Source organism: Phycisphaera sp. (assembly GCA_025916675.1).
Classification (GTDB): Bacteria; Planctomycetota; Phycisphaerae; order Phycisphaerales; family UBA1924; genus JAHCJI01.
The window spans coordinates 507,658-521,347 of the sequence record CP098402.1 but is presented as its reverse complement, the minus strand read 5'-3'; the positions used below and the strand labels follow the sequence as shown (position 1 = coordinate 521,347).

General features: G+C 66.8%; 15 protein-coding genes. 4 read left to right on the top strand and 11 right to left on the bottom strand.

Features of this window, described 5'->3' with window-relative positions; all coding sequences use genetic code 11:
* Positions 1-27 precede the first annotated feature (27 nt).
* From NCW75_02310 to NCW75_02260, 11 genes are all read right to left on the bottom strand, one after another.
* Entirely contained in the window at positions 28-1,818 is a 1,791-nt protein-coding gene (locus NCW75_02310) for a tryptophan 7-halogenase (protein UYV13129.1), read from the bottom strand.
* A 54-nt stretch (positions 1,819-1,872) separates the two neighbouring features.
* Positions 1,873-2,940 (bottom strand): tryptophan 7-halogenase, encoded by a 1,068-nt coding sequence (locus NCW75_02305; GenBank protein ID UYV13128.1) that lies wholly within the window; start codon positions 2,938-2,940, stop codon positions 1,873-1,875.
* Positions 2,941-3,115: 175 nt separating this feature from the next.
* Positions 3,116-4,378 (bottom strand): metal ABC transporter permease, encoded by a 1,263-nt coding sequence (locus tag NCW75_02300; GenBank protein ID UYV13127.1) that lies wholly within the window; start codon positions 4,376-4,378, stop codon positions 3,116-3,118.
* Positions 4,375-5,700: a metal ABC transporter permease gene (locus NCW75_02295; GenBank protein ID UYV13126.1), complete on the bottom strand. Its 1,326-nt coding sequence runs from the start codon at positions 5,698-5,700 to the stop codon at positions 4,375-4,377. Before NCW75_02295 ends, NCW75_02300 begins: the two co-directional genes overlap by 4 nt.
* The gene (locus tag NCW75_02290; GenBank protein UYV14215.1) at positions 5,701-6,441 is read right to left on the bottom strand and encodes a metal ABC transporter ATP-binding protein; all 741 of its coding nucleotides are present in this window, start codon (positions 6,439-6,441) and stop codon (positions 5,701-5,703) included.
* A 98-nt stretch (positions 6,442-6,539) separates the two neighbouring features.
* Positions 6,540-7,544: a zinc ABC transporter substrate-binding protein gene (locus NCW75_02285; GenBank protein ID UYV13125.1), complete on the bottom strand. Its 1,005-nt coding sequence runs from the start codon at positions 7,542-7,544 to the stop codon at positions 6,540-6,542.
* 54 nt (positions 7,545-7,598) lie between these two features.
* Positions 7,599-8,867 carry a carbohydrate porin gene (locus NCW75_02280; GenBank protein ID UYV13124.1) on the bottom strand — a complete coding sequence of 423 codons (1,269 nt, stop codon included), beginning with the start codon at positions 8,865-8,867 and terminating at the stop codon, positions 7,599-7,601.
* A gap of 160 nt (positions 8,868-9,027) precedes the next feature.
* Positions 9,028-9,471 (bottom strand): manganese-binding transcriptional regulator MntR, encoded by a 444-nt coding sequence (mntR, locus tag NCW75_02275; GenBank protein ID UYV13123.1) that lies wholly within the window; start codon positions 9,469-9,471, stop codon positions 9,028-9,030.
* A 77-nt stretch (positions 9,472-9,548) separates the two neighbouring features.
* Positions 9,549-9,737 carry a hypothetical protein gene (locus NCW75_02270; GenBank protein ID UYV13122.1) on the bottom strand — a complete coding sequence of 63 codons (189 nt, stop codon included), beginning with the start codon at positions 9,735-9,737 and terminating at the stop codon, positions 9,549-9,551.
* An 88-nt stretch (positions 9,738-9,825) separates the two neighbouring features.
* Positions 9,826-10,659, bottom strand: coding sequence for a hypothetical protein (locus NCW75_02265; protein UYV13121.1), 834 nt, complete (start codon positions 10,657-10,659; stop codon positions 9,826-9,828).
* Positions 10,660-10,712: 53 nt separating this feature from the next.
* The gene (locus tag NCW75_02260) at positions 10,713-11,561 is read right to left on the bottom strand and encodes a 3-hydroxybutyryl-CoA dehydrogenase (GenBank protein UYV13120.1); all 849 of its coding nucleotides are present in this window, start codon (positions 11,559-11,561) and stop codon (positions 10,713-10,715) included.
* A 102-nt stretch (positions 11,562-11,663) separates the two neighbouring features.
* Here NCW75_02260 and NCW75_02255 point away from each other — a divergent pair, with 102 nt between their 5' ends.
* Genes NCW75_02255 through NCW75_02240 form a run of 4 tightly spaced genes read left to right on the top strand, consistent with a single transcriptional unit; the run spans position 11,664 to position 13,686 of the window.
* Positions 11,664-11,972, top strand: coding sequence for a tetratricopeptide repeat protein (locus tag NCW75_02255; protein UYV13119.1), 309 nt, complete (start codon positions 11,664-11,666; stop codon positions 11,970-11,972).
* Between the two features lie 13 nt (positions 11,973-11,985).
* Entirely contained in the window at positions 11,986-12,636 is a 651-nt protein-coding gene (locus NCW75_02250) for a recombination regulator RecX (GenBank protein ID UYV13118.1), read from the top strand.
* A gap of 37 nt (positions 12,637-12,673) precedes the next feature.
* Complete coding sequence (locus NCW75_02245) at positions 12,674-13,270, top strand: hypothetical protein (protein ID UYV13117.1); 597 nt, start codon at positions 12,674-12,676, stop codon at positions 13,268-13,270.
* On the top strand, positions 13,267-13,686 hold the full coding sequence (locus NCW75_02240; protein ID UYV13116.1) for a rhodanese-like domain-containing protein: 420 nt from the start codon (positions 13,267-13,269) through the stop codon (positions 13,684-13,686). Before NCW75_02245 ends, NCW75_02240 begins: the two co-directional genes overlap by 4 nt.
* Positions 13,687-13,690 lie beyond the last annotated feature (4 nt).

Genomic DNA, 13,690 nt, shown 5'->3' with positions numbered 1-13,690 from the left:
GGTTTTTCGTGATTCACGCCATCGAGTTCATGTCTTGGTGCCGCGTGAGGTGTTGTACGCCTCTTGCCCCTCGGCGGTCGTGCGGAGCTGGCGGTTCTTGCCGAGGCTCCAGTTGGGCACGGGCCGATTGGGATCGTTCTCGCAGATCACCCAGCCGTCGACGACCATGACCTCCATCGCCTGCACGAGCTGGCTCATCAACTGGGAGGCCTTGGCGGGCGGCTGCGAGCCGCGGATCTGCTGCTGGAGATAGCCGAACACCTGGTTGGGGTCGTTGCTCTTCATGAGCATGCTCGCGAGCACGGGGTAGGGCCCGGTCTTGGGCAGCACCTTCCCCTTACGCACGACGCACTGCACGGGCACGACGCGGCCCTCGCGATACTCGGCCACCTTCTCGTCCTTCACGTCGCGCAGGTCGAGGGTGAGCTTGTTGTACTTCATGAAGCTCAGGGTCTCTTTTTCGAGGTCGATTTCCTCGTCGCCGAACTTGCCCACGATCTGCCTGGCCGTGGCCAGGTCGAACGAGCCCAGGTTGGCCGAGTCGAGCGTCTGGTTGGTGAAGCCGCCCTGGGCCAGCCATCGCCAGGCTTCCTGGGGTGTCAGTGTGAGCCCGGCCTCGTCGGCGATGTTCTGGCAGTGCTCCTGGAGGTCCTTGAAGCAGCCGTTCGAGGCGTACCAGAATTGCGCGAAGCGGATGTGCTGGCGGATGTTCTTGCGTGTCTTCTCGTCGTAGCTGGTCTTGAGCCAGCCCTTGTCGAGCTCGCCGCGCTCCATCTCGAGGATGGTGTACGCAAGCTCCCGGGCCGAGCCGTGGGCCAGGGTCATGCCGGCGGCCAGGATGGGGTCGGCAAAGCCCGCCGACTCGCCGCAGACGAACCAGTTCTCGCCAGTCACCCGGTCGGCCACCTGGGACCAGTCCTTGGTGGCGTAGACCTTGTCGGTCTGCTCGGAGTCACTCATCAGGCCGGCGATCTCTTCCTGGTCCTTGAGGGCCTTGTGGTAGATCTCTTCGGGCGAGAGGCCGGTGGTCTTGTGGTAATCGGCCGGGCACACGAGCCCGACGCTGGCACGCGTGGGGCTCAGCGGGATGAACCAGATCCAGCCATAGGGCAGGCTGCGCACCTGCACACGGGTGCCGCCCACGCCGATCTCCACGGCCCATTGCACGTTGTCCCAGTAGCTCCAGAACGCGACGTTGCGCAGGCTCTTGGGCGCGTCGCTCTCGACGCCCATGGCGCGGCGGAGCAGCGCGTGGGTGCCGCTGGCGTCGACGTAATGCCTCGCGCGGACGACCGAGCCGTCGTCGAGCTTGAGCCCTTCGACGCGATCGCCGTCCTTGAGCACCTCGCGCACCTGGGTCGCCTGCCGAACGTCAGCGCCGAGTTCAGCAGTGTGATCGAGCAGGATGGTGTCGTAGATGGAACGCTCGACCTGGAAGGCCGTCCGCGTACGCTGGCCCTCGAACTTGCCGGGCCGGGGCTCGTCCTTGAACTCCTCGACGGGATAGAAGTCGAAGTCCCACTGCTCGCCGTCGCGGCCCCAGGTGAGGCTGGCGCCGAGCTTAACGGGGAAGTTGGCCGCCTCGACCTTGTCCCACACGCCCATCTCGTTGAGGATCGGGCTGATGGCCGGGAGCTGGCTCTCACCCACGTGCTCGCGGGGGAAGGTCTCTTTTTCGAGCACCAGCACACTCAGGTCGGGGTTGTACTTGCGCAAGAGCGTGGCCACCGTGCTGCCCGATGGGCCGCCACCGACGATGGCGACATCGCACACGATCTCGCTTCCTTCTCCACCCGTTCCGTTCGCGTTCGCAACCAAGGCTGCCCCCTCTCCTCAACAGTCAAAACCGCCGAAGGGAGTATCGGCAGCCGGTCATCCTATGGCCCGTTGGGACGGCTCCACGGCGGCTGGTTTGGTCCGATCACCACTGCCCAGAACCCGAACGTGCGGCGGGGAATCCTCGGGCCACGCTGGCATCGGACGCCTGCGATCGAGCCGCCCGATGAGCCAGCCGTCCCTGAGCATGGCCTCGAGCCGAGCGACGTATCGCCAGATGGCCCCAGGCCACTCGCTTGATGGGACGCTCGTATGGATCTCCCGCTCCAACTCGCCCAGCACGTCCGCGATCACGGTGTGGTGCTTCAGGGCTTCGAATAATCTCTCGTGCACACCCGCGACGGGCAGCGTCCGACCATCACGGACGTAGCATGGCACGAGATCGACCCCGCCAGCCCGGAATCCGGCGATCCAATCCCGCGTTGCCCCAACGAGATTGGGCTTGATGATGTTGTAGCGTCGCAGCTCAAGTTGGAGTTCGCCGGCGTGCGAGCACCGATCGACGATCGCGTGGTCATTCACCCTGCGGCGTGTCGACTCGTGATAGCTCCACAGCAGCCACCTCGTGTCGTGTTCACCGCGGTGAAGTGCCGCGAGCGTGCAGCCCGCATCGTGGCCGATGGTGAGAGCCAACGAGGGGTTCGCCAACCGGGCGGTCTCGCTCGTTCCGGCAGGTCCGTCGCACAACAGCCAGTTCTCGCCGGTGGTTTGGTCGTCACTCGCCCCCACCGCCCGCACCAGCACCCGATCCGAGCCGCTGGCATCGACGTACCAATCGGCGACCACCGTACGGCCATCATCCAAGTGCAACCGCTCGATGTGATCTGTGCACGTGTCGGCACGCCCTATCGCGAGGTGGGTCAAGATGATCGCGCCGACGGCCCGGGCACGCTCGAATAACGCTTCGGCGGACGCGGGTTGCTTGGCCTCCTCGCCCACTCCGATCTCGCGGAGGACTTGCGCGCCCTCACGCGATAGGGTCCGGCCCGCCACAGGTTTGCCACGGGTGGGCGTCTCAATGATCAGGACGCTCTGGTCGGGCGTCTGCTGGCGGACGATCATCGCGGCAACGGCACCGGCCGGGCCGCCACCCACGATGGCCACGCTCGTTCTTACTTCAGACTCACCGCCGACCGGCATACCTTCGCCGTTCGTACGCAACATTGCAACGCCCCCCACGGACCCCGTTGTTGCTCAACCCTTGAGATGTTCGCGCCAGAGCGCTAACTCGACATTACCCAGAAAATCTGGATCTTGCAAGCGTATTTTCCGCCACGATTTACATGGGTGGGATTGGCTTGCCGTGGGGGTCTGTGGCACCCGTTTCGGGGGGCAGCGTCTCGGGCAGGTGCTCCAGGCTCTCGGCGGCGGCGTGGACGTGATCGGCGGCCAATCCTGCCCGGTCGACCAGGTAGGCCTCCCACAACCGGTGCCGGCGCACGAGGGCCGCCGCTTGGGCACGCCCTTCGTCGCTGAGTGCGAGTCGATCGGCCACCACGAGCCCGCGACGGCGCGCCCGCGTGAGCACGGGCTTGGGGGCGGGCACGATCGTCGCCTCGCCCTCTTCCTGGCGATACAAGCGGCCGAGCAGGTCGTCGAGCGCGATCCGGCGGGCCATCCGCAGGCGACGGATCGAGGTCGCGAGAACGCCGTACCGAGGTCCGAAAATCACCGCAATCGACAGCAGCAAGCCCAGCACGATGGCCATCGACCCGGCGGCATTCACTTCATCCCGATCGAACGCATGGGGAACGGCGATCGATCCCGAGTACCCCAGAATGGCAGCCGCAATAGCCACGCCCGTGCTCACGAGCAACTGCGGAGCGAGCCTGTCGGTCAGCAGCCGCGCGGTTGCTGCGGGCACGATGAGCATGGCGATGACCAGGATCGAGCCCACCGCCTCGAACGCGGCGACCGTCGCTCCGGCGACGAAAACCATCAGGATGTAATGCAGGATCGTGGCGTTAAAGCCCTGGGCGGTAGCCAGAGCGGGATCGAACGCGGCCAGGCGAAGCTCTTTGTAGAGCACAACCACGAGCACGATCGTGAGCGCACACGTGATGGCCAGGGTCCAGATCTGTGGCGGGGCGGCACCCAGCACGCCCCCACCGACGACGCCCGCCCACGAAGCCGGCCCTTCCCACCACACCAGCGATTCGAGCTGGCCGTGCAGCACGCAGTTGGCGTCCAGGTCGGTGTTGCGTGCGGCCCGCTCAATGAGCAGCACGCCCAGCGCGAACAGCACGCTGAAGACGACGCCCATCGCCGCGCCCGATTCGACTCGGCCGAGTCGTTTGATGAGTTCGACCAGCACGACGGTGGCGACCCCGGCAAGTGTTGCGCCGAGGAACATGACCGGGGCCGTGCGCGACCCGGTGAGCATGAAGGCGATGACCAGGCCCGGCAGCACGCTGTGGCTCATGGCGTCGCCCATCAGGCTCAGCTTACGCAGCACCAGGAAGTTGCCAAGCAGCCCGCAGCACAGCGCCGCCAGCACCGCCGCCAGGAGGGGGAAGAGGTCGCCGCTCGGAGTCAGCGTCATGTCCGCACCCCCTTGGCCTTAAGTGCGGCTTCGAGTTCGGCCACGAGTTCTGGGCTCAGCACGTGCTCGACAGTGTCGGCCGACCAATCGACGTGGCCCGGCGCGACATCGGCGTAGGTTTGTAGGTATTGCTCCCACAGGCGGTGATTCCGGGCGATGCGGGCGCCTCGGGCCGAGCCGGTGCTTGTGAGTTCGTAGCCCCCGCTGTTGCGCTCGAGATAGCCCTGTCGGCGCAGGGAGGCGATGACCATCGGGCCGAGCCATACGGGCCAGCCCCACAGCCGTTCCATCGCACGGATCGTGCGCGTCGGGATGACCCCTTCGCTCTTACGCATAATTTCGTGCTCGTGCGCGGCCTCGAGCAGGTGCTCTCCGGCGATGCGCAGGCGTTGGATGGCCCGACGTGAGGCGGTCGCGACAACGCCATGCCGCGGTGCGAAGAGCAGGCTTGCCACGAACACCGCACCGCCGCAGAGCACGATGACCGACCCGGCGGGCGCGCGCGGCAGCAGGGCGCTCGTCGCGGCACCGATGTACCCGCTCAGGGCACCCAACCCCCCCGAGATCAGCATGAGCGGGAGAAGCCGGTCGGTCCACAGTCGCGCCGCTACGGGCGGGATGATGAGCAACGCGATCACGAGGATGAGCCCGACGGCCTGGAGGCCCGCGACGGTGACCAGCACCACCAGCCCGAGCATGAGCCCGTCGAGCACGCTCACGGGGAACCCGGCGACCCGGGCGTAGTCATCGTTGAAGCAGGCCAGCGCGAGTTCTTTGAAGAGCACCGCCGTCACGATGACAGCGCTCAGGGCGATGCCGGCCATGAGCATCGCATCACCGGCGCGCATGGCGGCGGTCTGACCATAGATGAAGTGGCGCAGGCCCGCGGGCGAGGCGCTGACGTTCTCGGGGCGCTGCACGTAGCTCAGCAAGACCACGCCCACGCCGAAGAACACGCCAAGCACGATGCCGATGGCCGCGTCCTCGCGCAATCGCGTATAACGAAGAATGCCGAAGATGCACAGCACCGCCAGGACCCCGGAGACCGCCGCCCCGAGCAGCAGCACGGGGAGCGACCGGCCCGATGCACCCATCGATGCCGCGACGAGGAACGCGATCACGATGCCCGGCAGCGTCGCGTGCCCGATGGCGTCGGCCACCAGCGAACGCCTGCGCAGCAGCGCGAACACCCCCACCACGCCCGCAGCAAGCCCGAGCATGGCCGAGCCGGCCAGCACGGCGTTGGTGTTGTACCCGCCATGGAAGCTCAGGACTTCCAGGACCTCGCCGATCGACAGCGTTTCGGGCCGGGCCAGTGCCACCTAGCGCACCTTCAATCCCGACCGTGCCACGGCCTCGGCGGCCTCGCTGAGCAGGGTGAGCTTTCCGCCGTAGGTCTTGTGCAGGTTGTCCCGGGTGAAGACATCCTCGACCGGGCCGGCGGCAACGACGCGCATGTTGAGCAGCAGGGCGTGGTCGAAGTACTCGGGCACGGTCTGCAAATCGTGGTGGACGACGATGGCGGTCTTGCCGGCCTCGCGCAGCTCTCGCAACAACGCCACGATCGCGCGTTCGGTGGCCGCATCCACGCCGGCGAACGGTTCATCCATGACGTACAGGTCGCCCTCTTGCGCGAGCGCCCGCGCCAGAAACACCCGTTGCTGCTGGCCGCCCGAGAGCTGGCTGATCTGCCGGTTTGCCAGGTCGGCCAGGCCCACGCGGTCGAGGCACTCGAGGGCCGCCCTCTTATGCCCGCGCCCGACAGGTCTCAACCAGCCGACGCGGCGGTATCGGCCCATGCACACCACGTCGAGCGCGCTAACGGGGAAGGTCCAGTCGACGCTCTCGCGCTGGGGCACGTAGGCCACGCGATCGCGCACGCGCTTGTAGGGCTCGCCCCAGAACTCGACCAGGCCCGACGCGCGGGGAACCAGGCCCAGCGCCGCCTTGATGAGCGTGCTCTTGCCCGCGCCATTGGGGCCGACGATGGCTACGAGCGCATTGGCCGGCGCGTCATAGTCCACGTCCCACAGCACGGGCTTGCGGTGGTAGGCCACCGTCATGGCATGGATCGACAGCGGGCTGTCGGCCGAGTGCTCGGGCCGCTCGGCCAGGCTCACATCCTGACGGGCGGTGTGCACCACGCTGTGCGGCACCTGGGTCACTGGCCGAGCTTTCCCTGCATGCCGCCCTCGGGGGCCTCGCCCCCCAGCGCCCGGGCGATGGTCGTGGCGTTGTGGTCGATCATGCCGACGTAGGTACCCTCGTAGGTGCCGCCCGGGCCCATGGCGTCGCTGAAGAGCTCGCCCCCGATGGTTACGTCGTGCCCCCGGGCCTTCGCCCCGGCGATGAGCGCCTTGATGTTGCGTTCCGACACGGTCGACTCGACGAACACGGCCTTGATCTGGCGATCCACGAGGAGGTCGACCAGCCGCTCGATGTCACGCACGCCCGCCTCGCTCTCGGTGGAAAGGCCCTGGATACCGAGCACCTCGTACCCGTACCGGCGGCCAAAGTAGCCGAAGGCGTCGTGGGCGGTCACGAGCACACGCTGGGCTTCGGGCACGCTATGGAGGATGCCCTCGCAGTAGGCGTCCAACTCGGCGATCTCGGCGAGCACCGCATCGGCGTTTTCGGTGAAGAGCTCACGGGACGCCGGTTCGCGGTCGATCAGGCGATCGCGAACGACCTCGACGGCCTTGGACCAGGCGGTCGGGTCCATCCACACGTGCGGGTCGTCCTTGCCTTCCAGGTCCTCGGGCTGCACAAGGTATTGCGCGTCGATGAGTTCGGTCACCGGATGCACGCCGCGATCGCCCAGGGCGGCCCGCACGAGGGCGTCGGTCATGCGGCCTTCCAGCAGCAGGCCGTTGTAGTAGACCACGTCGGCGCCCAGCAGCGCACCCATGTCGTCGCGCGTGGGTTGGTACAAGTGCGGGTCGACGCCCGCGCCCATGAGAACCCGGACCTCGCCACGCTCGCCGACCACCCGCTGCACGATGTCGCCGATCATGCCGGTGGTCGCGACGATCGTCAGTGATTCGGTCGCGCCAGCGGGCTGGCCGGCGGCGCCTTGGGATGCTTGCGGATCCTCACCGCACCCCAGCAGCAGCAGTAGCGCTGTGACCACGCCTCCGACGAACACGTTCCAGATCTTGCAAGCCATATGAGACCCCTTCCGATCGGCCGGTACTGTAGCGCCGGCTACCACTGATCAGCTTCAGAACTCGATCCCAAACCGAACGCCCACGACCAGGGCATTTTCCAGGGCAGGATCGCCGCCCGGGTTGATGATGTATTGGACTTCGGGCTGCACGAAGGCGGCCGCGGGGAGCTGGAAGCGGTAGTACGCGTCGATGGCCAGCTCGTCGCCGTCGAAGCCCGCAGCCGGCTCGTCCGACAGCACGGCCAAGGTGGCGTACACGCCCATCCGGTCTTCTTCCCGAGACGGGACACACCCGCCGCACACGATCCCCAGGGCGGCGTGGCCATCGATCTCCGCAACCGCGTCATCGGCCCAGCCGAGCTGCCCGAACACGTCCACCGAGCGATCGCCGGACGACCACAGCCTCTGCTCGGCGGTCGCGTACAGGCCGCCCGTGCCAACCTCCCGGCCGCCGTCGAACCGCTCGAACGTGCCGTCGTGGAACCATACCCCGAGGCTTGCCCGCCCGGCTTTCCACCAGCGACTGCCCTCCCGGCCCTCCCACGAGACGGCGGCCTGCCCAATGTGAAAGTAGTCGTCCGAATGCGAATTGTTGAAGAATGTCGATGGCCCGCGGCGGCCGGGCTCGACGCCATCTGCTGCGGCGGCCCCGTCAAAGAAGCCGTACGAGAGTTCCAAGTCCAGTTGATCGCTTTCGACCACCGTGGCGAACAGGCTCACGCCCGTCGCCGGGTCCGGATACGTCGGCAGCGCGAAGATCGTCGGGCTGAACCCGGCGGACGAGTTCGCGAAATCCACCGCAACGGCGACAAACGCGAACTCACCGTTAGCGTCGACCTTGCCCGCCTTCAGTCGCAGGCGGTCGTCCAGTAACTCCTGCTGTAGCCACAGCTCGTAAATCACATCCAGATGGCGGCGGCTCTCGATGTTCGAGTAGGCCTGGATGTCGCCGGCATCGTTCGAACCACCCTCGATGCCACCCTCGGGATTCACCATCAGGTATTGCAAGAACGCCGACCCGCCCGACCACCCGACGGCTTGTTCGAGGTCCACGCCCGCGTCGATCGTGAGGAGGTTGCGAAAATCGAACCGTCGACGGACACCGCCGGCCACGACGCCGCTGAATTCGGCCACGTAGGTACCACCCAGCGAGATGCCGTGGCCACCGAGCTCCTTTCGGAATTGGTCAACCTGCCGGCCCAGCCCAGGCTCGCCCACCTCGTGTGTGGTACCACCGGCCTGCTCCTGCGAGGCCATGGCGGCAAGGTTGCACCCCGCTATCACCATCAACGCCGCAAGCCCTGACCAACCGTGCCGCACCATGCCCGCTCTCCTGGGTCGCCGGCCCAACACCGGCACGCTGGATAATGTAGCCTGTGCTACAAATTACATCAAGTAGCCTGTGCTACATTTTTTTGCATCATCTGTGCACCAGATACGGAACGTGCCACCGATCAATGCTCGTCAGCGAGAAATTGGTCGCTCAGGGGCTCTCTCGGCCCTCGGCGATGGCCCGGAAGCGTTCCAGCGTCGCCTTGCTGACGTGGTGCTCGAGCCCCTCGCTATCGACCGCGGCGACCTTTTCGGGCACGCCGATGGCGATCAAGAAGCGATAGACCACCTCGTGCCGCTCGCGGCAGGCCTTGGCCAGTCTCTTGCCCTTGGCGGTCAATTCGATGGGCTTGTAGGGCTCGGTCGTCACCAGCCCGCCCTCTTCCAGCCGGCCGACGGTGCGCACGACCGTGACGTGGCTGACGCCGAACCGCTCGGCCAGGTCCTTCACGCGGCAGGCGCCCACCCGCTCGACGACCTCGGCGATGGCCTCGACGTAGTCCTCGGCGGTCTCGCTGGCGTGGTCGAGCCGGGTGCGCTGGTGGCCGCGGCGCGGGGGGGTGGGGTTCGGCTTGGAGGGCTTGGGTGTGGGCACGGCGGAACGTAGGCCCGGGCTCGGGCCCTTCGGGGGCCTGTTCGGGGGACGCTCGGCAGAACGCCCCTGGAGGCCCATCAGACCCGACAGGAGCGCAGGAATTGCGCCGCGGAAACAATGTCGGTGCCCGCTGAAATGATCTCAGTGCCCCCTGAAACAATGTCAGTGCCTGCTGAATTGATCTCAGTGCCCGCTGAAACGATGTCGGTGGCCGCTGAAATCAACTCGGTGCCTGCTGAAACGATCTCAGTGCCCGCTGAAATCATCTCGGCACCCCCTCGAACTCTGTCAGCACCGGCGGGAGTCTTCTCGGCGCCCGCCGTCCCGGAGAGTTCGAACGGCCTGGCGAGGAAACTACGCGTTGCGATCGGCCTGGTCGAGCCAGCGATCCGCCCCGGTCGATCGGCCGTTGAGCCCGAATGCCCGCCGGACATACGTGACCGATGTCGGCAGGTGGAACGCAGCGGTGCGGTCCGGGCTGCCCAATCGCCACATGTCGGACTGCAAGGCCAACAGATTGTCCGCTTGTTGACGGGTCAGTTCGGTGTGCCAGCGCAGGTCGTTGAGCGGCGGCACGCATGCTTCGAGCTTTGCGTCGATGGCCGCGGCGAGCTCGGGCTGCCATGGCCCCTTACCCGACCGCAACGGCCGGAGGATGCTTCGCAACTCGCCGGCCAGTTCGCTGGCGAGGGGCGTCATCGTCTCAGGCCGACGGATGCGAACGAAACCGTCGTCATCGACGAGGTAGGCAAAGAACGCCTGCTCGGGCCGGCGCTCGGCCGTCGCGTACACATTGCGGCCGGTGGCGCGCCCGGCCCGCCGCATGAAGGCGCATAGGTCGCCGAAGCTGGAGGCGTTGATGTCCTGCGGCGGGCAGTCCATGTCGATATAGTCGGCGCTGTGCAGATGGCCCCGGATGCGCGTGGGGCCGATGTCGATCTCGATGGTCATGCCGGCGTCGGGGTCTTCGATGCGGCGGATCGCTTCGGCAACGTCGAGCGGGGGCCGGTCCTCCGTGTTGGTCAGCTCGACGGCGGTGTACGGCGCGTCGAGCATCGCTTGCAGGAACGCGCGATACCCCTCGATGGTGGTGTCGAAGATCTCGATGTCGAGCAAGAGATAGTCGAGGATCGGGCCTTCGGGGTCCAGGTCCTTAGCCATCTCGGCATAGGTCAATTCCCGTCCCACGGGCCCCTCCGCGTACCGGCGTCGGTGCGCGTGCTCGCGCCCGCGGCTCGGTTCTAGTACTTGTACACCCCGTGCCCGGTCTTGTTGCCCAGCCGCCCCGCCGTCACGAGCTGCTCGAGCTTGGGGCAGGGGCGGTAGCGCTCGCTGTGCAGGCCGTCGGCCAGCACGTTCATGATGTGGGCGCAGGTGTCCAGGCCGATGAAGTCGGCGAGCTGCAGCGGGCCCATGGGGTGGTTCATGCCCAGCTTCATGATCTCGTCGATGTGCTGGGGCTCGGCCACGCCCTCCATCCACGTATAGAACGCCTCGTTGATCATGGGCATCAGGATGCGGTTGCTGACGAAGCCCGCGCGGTCGTTGGCGGGGACGGCCGTCTTGCCCATGCGTTCGGCCAGATCGAGCACGGCCTGCGTGACGACCGGAACCGTGGCCAGGCCGTTGATGACCTCGACCAGCTTCATCACCGGCACCGGATAGAAGAAGTGCATGCCGATGACGTTCTCGGGGCGCTTGGTGGCGGCGGCGATGGCGGTGATGGAGATGCTGCTGGTGTTGCTGGCCAGGATGCAGCCCTTCTCGGTCACGGTGTCGAGCTTGGCGAAGATGTCCTTCTTGACCTGCTCGCTCTCGACGACCGCCTCAACGACGATCTGCCGGTCGGCCAGGCCCTGGATCTCGGTGGCGTACATGATGCGGTCGAGGGCGGCGTCGGCGTCCTTCTGCTCCATGCGGCCCTTCTCGACGGCCCGGGCCAGGAGCTTCTGATGGGTGGCCTTGCATTTGTCGACCTGCTCGGCCGACGCGTCGAAGACCACGACGCTGAGCCCCGCCACGGCGGCCACCTGCGCGATGCCGCCGCCCATCTGCCCGGCCCCGACCACTCCAACCTTCTCGATCGACATCGCGTACACTCCTTCAGAAACCCGAACAGCCGGAGCCCGTGCCCCAAGTTGCAACATTAGCCGCCACCTTGGCCGCGGCCGAGCCGCATCTGGAACCTTCCTATGGACCGCATCGCCCAACTCGAGAAGATGCTCGCCGCTGAGCCCGGGGACACCTTCGTGCTGTACTCGCTGGGCCATGAATACGCCAAGGCCGGGAAGCACGAGGAGGCCATTGGCTTCTACGAGCGGTGCATAACGGCCGACGCGAGCGAGCACTACGCGTACTTCCACATGGCCCGCTCGCTCGAGGCCGAGGGCGAGGAGGAGAGGGCGGTCGAGGTTCTGACCACCGGTTTGGCACGCGCGCGGGCCGATGGCAACGAGAAGGCCAGCAGCGAGTTGGACGCGTATCGCTCTCAGTTAGCCTGACAGGCGTGCTCCCATGGAAGAGCCCGAGACCATCACGCTTGTTTCGAGAGGCCCGAATCGCTGGAAACTGGTGACCCCCGACCACAAGAACGCCACGCTCGACGATGCGGCGGTCGTCGATGGCCAGCTCGTGAGCGGCGATCCATGGACGCCAGCCATACAAGAGCGCGTACGGCAGGTTCTCGCTGAAGCAGGGGCACGGATCGCCGCCGGGCGTTTGCTGCGCGTGCGCCCGCGATCGAGCGCGGAGCTTCGAGAGCGCCTCGGAAAGCGGTTTCCAAAGGAAGCCGTCGATCGGGCGGTCGATGCTCTGGTGCGGAGCGGCGCGGTCGACGATGCCCGGCTGGCCGACGACCTGGCCGAGCAGTTGGGTGGGGTCAAGCCCCACGGGCGTGAGGCCATCCGCGATCGCCTCGAACGGGCCAAGCTGGGGGCGGAGATGCTGGAAGAAGCCCTGGACGCCCACGCGCCGAGCACCGGCGAGGGCCAGCGGGCGGTCGACGCGGCCAGGGCCCAACTCAAGCGGCTCCAGGCACTCTCACTCACACCCGAGGCCATGCGGCGGCGGATGTTCGGGGTGCTGGCCCGACGCGGCTTCGACGCGGAGACGGCCGCCGAGGCGATCGAGCAAGTGCTCGGGACTGCCGATGATGAGGTGTTCTGATGGTCTCATGCCCTGCCCGAGCTGAATAGCATGGGACATGGCGAGAACCCCCACCATAATCGCGACCTGTTGCTCACTCCTGGCGTTGGCCACACTCTCGGGCTGCATCGCCGCCCGGCAGAGCCCCGAGGAGTTTGGCACAATCGGCGGCGTCGTCACCCTACCGGCCCTGGCTGGCCAGCAGCAACTCGACCGCACCGCGCCCCAGCCGTCGACCAGCACCCGTGACGGGAACGTGCTCGATCGCAGCCGGTGGGCAACGATCGCGTTGCTGGCACCGAGCGACCTGACACTGCATACCCCCCACTACGCGCCGGCGCGCCTGCCCACGACGGGCGATTGGCGGTACGACGGCACGCTCCCCAGCGAGCTCTCGGCCCACGAGTACGGCAGCGGCAACAGCCACCAGCTTAAGAGCCTGGCGTACGAGCCGTTCCTGCAGGTCTATGACCTCGTGATGATGCCGGTACGGATGTTCACCGAGACGCCGCCCAACAAGCTCGACGCCTCGCCCGACACCACATACATCCGTGCGCCAGAGGCGTGGGAGACCGGGCTCCCGATCACGGGCCGGCCCGTTGGCACGGTCGGCGGCACGGTGGTCTCCCGCCCCGCCGAGGCTCGCGAGTTATGATCGGTTCGTTCGATGAGAACGGGTTGCCAGCGGGCTACCCCTTCAAGCCCAACTACGAGATCTCCCCCAAAGCGGCCGCCCAGATGTTGGCCAATGGTGAGGCGCTCCTGGTCGACGTCCGCCTTATAGAGGAACTCGACGTTGCCAAGCTACCGGCGACCGGCGATGGAGTCCACGCGCCGCTCCACGAACTGAACGAGTACCTGGACGACATCGAGGACGCCGCCAATGGCCGCCCCATCCTCACACTCTGCCACCACGGCGTGCGCTCGATCAAGGCCGCGCTCGCATTGCGAGGCTGTGGCTTTGAGCAAACGCACTCCATCGCGGGTGGCATCGAGAACTGGTCCCAGGCTTTGGACCAGAGCGTGCCCCGGTACACACGCGACGGCGCGATTTGTACACCCGTCGAGTAGGCTC

Coding starts and splice junctions, on each gene's coding strand:
- NCW75_02300 (UYV13127.1), bottom strand. CDS start 4,378: ATGACGCTGACTCCGAGCGGCGACCTCTTCCCCCTCCTGGCGGCGGTG.
- NCW75_02290 (UYV14215.1), bottom strand. CDS start 6,441: ATGACGGTGGCCTACCACCGCAAGCCCGTGCTGTGGGACGTGGACTAT.
- NCW75_02285 (UYV13125.1), bottom strand. CDS start 7,544: ATGGCTTGCAAGATCTGGAACGTGTTCGTCGGAGGCGTGGTCACAGCG.
- NCW75_02280 (UYV13124.1), bottom strand. CDS start 8,867: ATGGTGCGGCACGGTTGGTCAGGGCTTGCGGCGTTGATGGTGATAGCG.
- NCW75_02270 (UYV13122.1), bottom strand. CDS start 9,737: ATGATTTCAGCGGGCACTGAGATCGTTTCAGCAGGCACCGAGTTGATT.
- NCW75_02260 (UYV13120.1), bottom strand. CDS start 11,561: ATGTCGATCGAGAAGGTTGGAGTGGTCGGGGCCGGGCAGATGGGCGGC.
- NCW75_02255 (UYV13119.1), top strand. CDS start 11,664: ATGGACCGCATCGCCCAACTCGAGAAGATGCTCGCCGCTGAGCCCGGG.
- NCW75_02250 (UYV13118.1), top strand. CDS start 11,986: ATGGAAGAGCCCGAGACCATCACGCTTGTTTCGAGAGGCCCGAATCGC.
- NCW75_02245 (UYV13117.1), top strand. CDS start 12,674: ATGGCGAGAACCCCCACCATAATCGCGACCTGTTGCTCACTCCTGGCG.
- NCW75_02240 (UYV13116.1), top strand. CDS start 13,267: ATGATCGGTTCGTTCGATGAGAACGGGTTGCCAGCGGGCTACCCCTTC.